Genomic DNA, 5,612 nt, shown 5'->3' with positions numbered 1-5,612 from the left:
AGCGGCGCCTTACGTGCGGAGCCGCTTCGTGCGCCTGGGCGTGCCTTTCCTCTGGGCGGCCGCGCTGGTGGCGCCGTTGGCGTACTACCCGACTTACCTGCAAGGTGGTGGGGTGGGTGTGGCGGGCTTCGTCCACGCATGGTTGGGCCTGGGAGCATGGCCAGCGGGGCCGGCTTGGTTTCTTTGGGTGCTACTGGTTTTTGATGCGATCGCAGCGCTGGTATATCGCCTTGCGCCCAAAGGCCCCGACGCGATCGGCCGGTCGTTGTCATCGCGTACGCCGCTGGCCTGTTTCGCCATGTTCGCGGTGGTGGCATCGATCGCTTACCTCGCCCTGGCGATGGTGGTCAATCCGTTCCAGTGGGCACACGCCGGCCCATTCTTCGTGCAGACATCGCGCGTGTTGCTGTATGCCTGCTACTTCGCAGTGGGCGTCGTGTTGGGCGCCGCTGGCGTGGCGAATGGATTACTTGCCGAAGGAGGCCGGCTGGCGCGGCGCTGGATCGGCTGGACGGTGGCGACGCCGTTGGCTTACATGGCGCTGGTGGTAGCGTTCGTGATGGTGATTTCCAACCCGCATCCTTCACGGGCGCTGGTGATGTTCACCGATGTGGCCTTCGTGGTGTCAGGTCTGGTTTCGTCGTTCGCGGCATTGGCCATCTTCCTGCGCTTCGCCACGCGGCCAGTCCGGATGTTCGACGCCCTCAGTCGCGATGCGTTCGGCATCTACCTCTTGCACTATCCATTCGTTACCTGGCTGCAGCTCGGCTTGCTCGGGCTGGCGTGGCCTGGTGCGGTGAAGGGCGCGCTGGTGTTCGTGGGCGCGGTGTTGCTTAGCTGGGGAGCGGTGGCCGTATACCGGCGCGTACGGGCTGCGCATGTACGGGTAGCGGCATACGGCTAGAACGGACCAGACATTCTCAATGCCCGGCGGTGGCTGCACCGCTGCTGGCTGAGAAGGGCGGCTTGGCTAGCCATATAACGAAGACCAGTGACATGAAGATCCAGCCGAGCGCGTAGAACAATTCGTTGAACGAGATCTGAAGTCCCTGCTGCGTGATCATTCCATTGATGATGCTGGCGCCAGTCGCTTCATTGCCACGCCCAAGCTGGGAAATGGCGGCCTGGGCAGTGGGGTTGTACGGGGTGATGCTCTCCGTCAGGTGAGCATGATGAAGCACTGCACGGTGACCCCATATGAATGTCGTCAGCGACGCGGCAAGGCTGCCGCCCAGGGTACGTGCGAATGTCGCCAGTCCTCCACCAGAAGCAATTTCGTTCGGTTTGAGGTCAGAAAGAAGGATGACGGTTACCGGCATGAAGAACAACGCAACGCCCAGACCCATGAGCAGCTGCATCATCGCAACGTGATTGAAGTCGATGTCAAGGTTGAAGCCTGAACGTAGAAAGCACGTGATACCCATGACGACGAAGGCCACGGACGCAACCATGCGAAGGTCGAAGCGCATCGCGTACCGGCCAACGAAGAGCGTCAGCAGTACGGGCATGATCCCGAGCGGCGATGCTGCAAAGCCAGCCCACGTCGCGGTGTAGCCAAGGCTGCTCTGCAGCCATTGCGGCAACAGCAGGTTGATCGAGAAATAGGCGGCGAAAGAGAGGACCAGCGCCAACGTCCCAAACCTGAAGTTGCGATGGCGAAACAATTTCAGATCCACGATGGGATCTTTGTCGGTGAGTTCCCAGATCAGGAAGACCGCGATGCTGATGGCCGAAACAATGCTCGTGATGATGATAAAGGTGGAATCGAACCAGTCATCATCATTACCCTTGTCCAGTACCACCTGCAGGGCACCCACGCCGATGATCAGTGTGATCAAACCAACGTAATCGATTCTTGGACGCTCGGTTTTCTCGATCCGGCCCTTCATCTGGTTGGAGACCACCATGCAGGCAAAGATGCCGATGGGAAGGTTGATGAAGAAAATCCAGGGCCAGGAATAGTTGTCGGTAATCCATCCGCCGAGGATGGGGCCGGTGATCGGTGCCACGACCGCGACCATCGCCATGAGCGAAAGCGCCATGCTGCGTTTTTCCGGTGGGTAGACGCTGATCAGCAAGCTTTGGGTAATCGGGAACATCGGACCGGCGACCGCACCCTGCAGCGCGCGGAAAACGATCAGCATGCCCATGCTCTGCGCGATGCCGCACAGGAACGAGGTCAGCACGAACAGCAGTGTGCACCAGATGAACAGCGGTACCTGGCCGAAACGGCGGCTGAGGAAGCCGGTCAATGGAAGCGAAATGGCCTGGCATACGGCAAATGAAGTAATGACCCACGTACTCTGATCGCTGCTGACGCCGAGATTGCCGGCGATGGCCGGTAACGAGACGTTCGCGATCGTCGAGTCAAGGGCCTGCATGAAGATCGCAAGCGACAGCCCGATGGTGCTCAGTGCCTGACTGGGGGGCTGATAGTGCGTGCTCATGAAGACCCAGTGGATCGATGGACGGGAGGGTCGATCGGCAGTGCTGGCAATGCGTCACCCATGACGGCGCATTATTGTTGCGTTATTAATGATTGTCAAGGCAAGGATAGCATTGTTAAAGTCTTCGTTCGATGCTGGTTGCCTGTTGATCCGTTAAAGTAATCCGGGTCAATACATTCTTAGAGTTCGACATGGCCGTAAAGACCGATTCCCTCTATGCGCTGACATGCGCCTTGCAACCGACGAAGCAGGCCTGGCATCAGGCGGCCGGACGCGTTCTGGCCGAGTCTGGGCTGTCGATGTCATTGGCGGCGCCGATCCTGGTGGTGTCGCGGCTGGGAGATGGCGCACTCCAGCATGTCATCGCCGAGAGGATTGGCGTGCATCCAGCAGGTCTCGTGCGGACCCTGGACCTTGCAGAGGAGGCGGGGTTGCTCGAACGGCGCGCCGTGCCAGGCAATCGCCGGCTCAGGGCGATCTATCTGCTGCCGGAGGGACGGCGGCTCGCAGTGAAGATGGAGCATGCCCTGGCAACGCTGCGTGCGACGCTAATGAAAGATGTTTCCAAATCGGACATCGATACGGCCACTCGTGTCCTTCAGGCCCTGGACGAACGTTCTCGCTGCTATGCGGAGCAAGAACGGTCGCAGACGTCGAAGGCACCGGACTTCAATCAGCCGAGCTGACTAGAACAATTCACCTTGCGGGGACTCCATCCGCGGCGCCACGAAGCATGAGGTGTCCAGCACAGTGTCCCAGGCTCGATCCAGCCCCGCTTTTCGACGTGCCACTTGCATCCGCTTGCGAATGATGTCCGCAAACACTCCCTGTCCGCGCATGCGGGTGGCAAAATTGGAGTCATAGTCCTTCCCGCCATTCATCTGCTGGATGAGACTGATGATGTGGGACGCGCGGTCTGGGTAATGGAGCTCCAGCCATTCCCGGAACAGCTGCTTCAACTCATGGGGTAGGCGAACGCATGTATATCCAGCTGACCTCGCACCGGCAGCGCCTGCCTGCTCGACGATCGCCTCCAGATCACGTTCGTTGAGGGCCGGAATGATCGGCGCGACGAGCACGCCCACCGGAACGCCTGCGCTTGCCAACGTCTCCACCGCCTTCATGCGCCGGTGTGGCGCGCTCGCGCGTGGTTCCAGTTTCGAGGCCAGCTTGTTGTCCAGCGAATTGATCGAAATGAAGACCTGCACGAGATTGCGCTTAGCCATGGGCACGAGAATGTCCAGATCGCGCTCCACCAGTGCGTTCTTCGTCACGATCGTGCACGGATGGTTGCACTCATTGAGCAAGGCCAGGGCGGCGCGCGTGAGGCGCCACTTCTTCTCGATGGGTTGATAGGGATCCGTGTTGCTACCGATATTGATCGGCTTGCAGATATAGCTACGCTTGGACAGCTCCAGGCGGAAAATTTCTTCCAGGTTCGTCTTGGCGAAGAGCTTGGTTTCGAAGTCCAGGCCCGGCGACAGGTTCAGGTAGGCGTGGGAGGGGCGGGCATAGCAATAGATGCAGCCGTGCTCGCAACCGCGGTAGGGATTGATCGCCTGGTCGAAGCCGACGTCGGGGGAGTCATTGCGGCTGATGACGCTACGGGCGCGTTCCTCGCGTACCTCGGTAGTGGGCCGCGGGACCTCTTCGACCTCGCGCAGCCAGCCGTCGTCCTCGGCCTGGTGCCGGATATGCTCGAAGCGTCCTTCCGGATTGGACGCGGCGCCGCGTCCTTTATGGACACGTGTGGTGGGCAGGGGGTCGGACATGGCTTTATCGTAGAGGGCATATGTCTCAGTGCATGCGACATCAAGGGTGCGCCGCCACAATGGCGGATGACGTCCCGACGCCAACCTGCTATACGTAATTTGTAGTACAAATAGGGAACTACGAATAGTGAAATCCATCATCGTGCGCAGCCTGCACAATCAGGTGATCCAGGAGTTGGGGCAACAGATCGTCAGCGGCGAACTCGCGGCGGGCAAGAGCCTGCCACGGGAGGAACTGCTGGCCGAAAGCATGAGCGTAAGCCGTACGGCGCTCCGCGAGGCCATGAAGGTTCTTTCGGCCAAAGGCCTGATCGAGTCGCGCCAGAAAACGGGCACCCGGGTGCGCGAGGCAGTCCATTGGAACCAGCTCGATGCCGACGTACTGGCATGGCGGTGCGCCTCGATGCCGACGGATACCTTCATCGAGGAACTGGTGGAGATGCGCGAGATCATCGAGCCGGCAGCCGCGGCCGCGGCTGCGCGCCGGCACACGCCCGAACAGCTGACGGTGATCAAGGATGCGTACGAGGCCATGGCCGCCGCCGAAGATCTCGATGCCTGGGCGACCGCGGACCTGGCTTTCCACGAAAGCTTGTTGCGGGCCACCAACAACGGATTGCTGACCTCGCTGTTCTCGGTGATCGAGACCGCGCTGGGCACCTATTTCCTGATGTCGGCGCGCAACTCGGCCAACTTCAAGCTGGCACTGCCGCAACACTTCAAGGTCTATGAGGCGGTCCGCCGGCGCCAGCCGGAGGCCGCGCGCCAGGGGATGCTGAAGCTGGTGGCCGACTCGCGCAGCAATGTCCACCACCGGCCCGGGAAATCCCGGACCGCTTGATGGCGAAGGCGGCCGATCAGCGGCCGCCGCGCGCCTATCGGCCGACGCGATCGAGCACCACGGCGGCGGCATCCAGGTCGCCGCGCAGGTCGATGTCGATGCCGTGGTTCATCCAGTACGCACCGCTGGCCACGGTCGGCGTGTCGGCGGCGAGCTTGCCGTGGATGGTACGAAGCCGGTAACGCGCCGTGCCGTCCAGCGCCTGCGGATGGAGCGTCGGGTAAGCCTGCGCCTCCTGGCCCTGGCGGAGGAAGGCGAACAGCACGGCCTGGCTGCCGTCGGCGGCCACCGACTCGGTCGCCGAATACGGCGCACGATCTTGCGGGGACAACAGGCGATACAACCGGCCCAGCTGCACGGTGGCGCGGATGCTCTTGTAGGCGGCGATGTAATCGCGCGCCGTGGCGTCCTCGGCCGCCGTCCACTCCTCAATCTTGGCCCCAATACCGAGCCCGCCCTGCATGGAGGAGAGGAAGCGGAAGTCCAGCGAGCTGCTACGCTTGTTGACCCAGTTCGGCGAGCCGGTCACCCAGGCCATCATCACGGCCGGGG

At 61.5% G+C, this 5,612-nt stretch carries 6 protein-coding genes; 3 read left to right on the top strand and 3 right to left on the bottom strand.

The window, feature by feature from the left end:
- Positions 1-904 (top strand): acyltransferase family protein (locus VK519_RS16540; protein WP_324351576.1); only part of this gene is annotated, 904 nt, incomplete at its 5' end.
- A 16-nt stretch (positions 905-920) separates the two neighbouring features.
- Here the strand turns inward: VK519_RS16540 and VK519_RS16535 are convergent.
- Positions 921-2,447, bottom strand: coding sequence for a DHA2 family efflux MFS transporter permease subunit (locus tag VK519_RS16535; protein ID WP_324351575.1), 1,527 nt, complete (start codon positions 2,445-2,447; stop codon positions 921-923).
- 191 nt (positions 2,448-2,638) lie between these two features.
- Here VK519_RS16535 and VK519_RS16530 point away from each other — a divergent pair, with 191 nt between their 5' ends.
- A complete protein-coding gene (locus VK519_RS16530; RefSeq protein ID WP_324351573.1) occupies positions 2,639-3,133 on the top strand; it encodes a MarR family winged helix-turn-helix transcriptional regulator in 495 nt (164 codons plus the stop codon).
- Here the strand turns inward: VK519_RS16530 and VK519_RS16525 are convergent, their stop codons facing one another.
- Positions 3,134-4,219, bottom strand: a complete 1,086-nt coding sequence (locus tag VK519_RS16525; protein WP_324351571.1) for a PA0069 family radical SAM protein — start codon at positions 4,217-4,219, stop codon at positions 3,134-3,136. It lies immediately after the preceding gene.
- Positions 4,220-4,346: 127 nt separating this feature from the next.
- On the opposite strand from VK519_RS16525, the gene VK519_RS16520 reads away from it, so the two are divergent.
- The gene (locus VK519_RS16520; RefSeq protein WP_324351569.1) at positions 4,347-5,060 is read left to right on the top strand and encodes a FadR/GntR family transcriptional regulator; all 714 of its coding nucleotides are present in this window, start codon (positions 4,347-4,349) and stop codon (positions 5,058-5,060) included.
- 34 nt (positions 5,061-5,094) lie between these two features.
- Here VK519_RS16520 and VK519_RS16515 read toward each other — a convergent pair.
- Positions 5,095-5,612 (bottom strand): GH36 C-terminal domain-containing protein (locus VK519_RS16515; protein ID WP_324351567.1); only part of this gene is annotated, 518 nt, incomplete at its 5' end.

It is taken from the genome of Pinirhizobacter sp. (assembly GCF_035317885.1).
In the GTDB taxonomy this organism is placed as follows: Bacteria; Pseudomonadota; Gammaproteobacteria; order Xanthomonadales; family Rhodanobacteraceae; genus Pinirhizobacter.
This window is presented reverse-complemented; position numbering and strand designations above follow the sequence as displayed.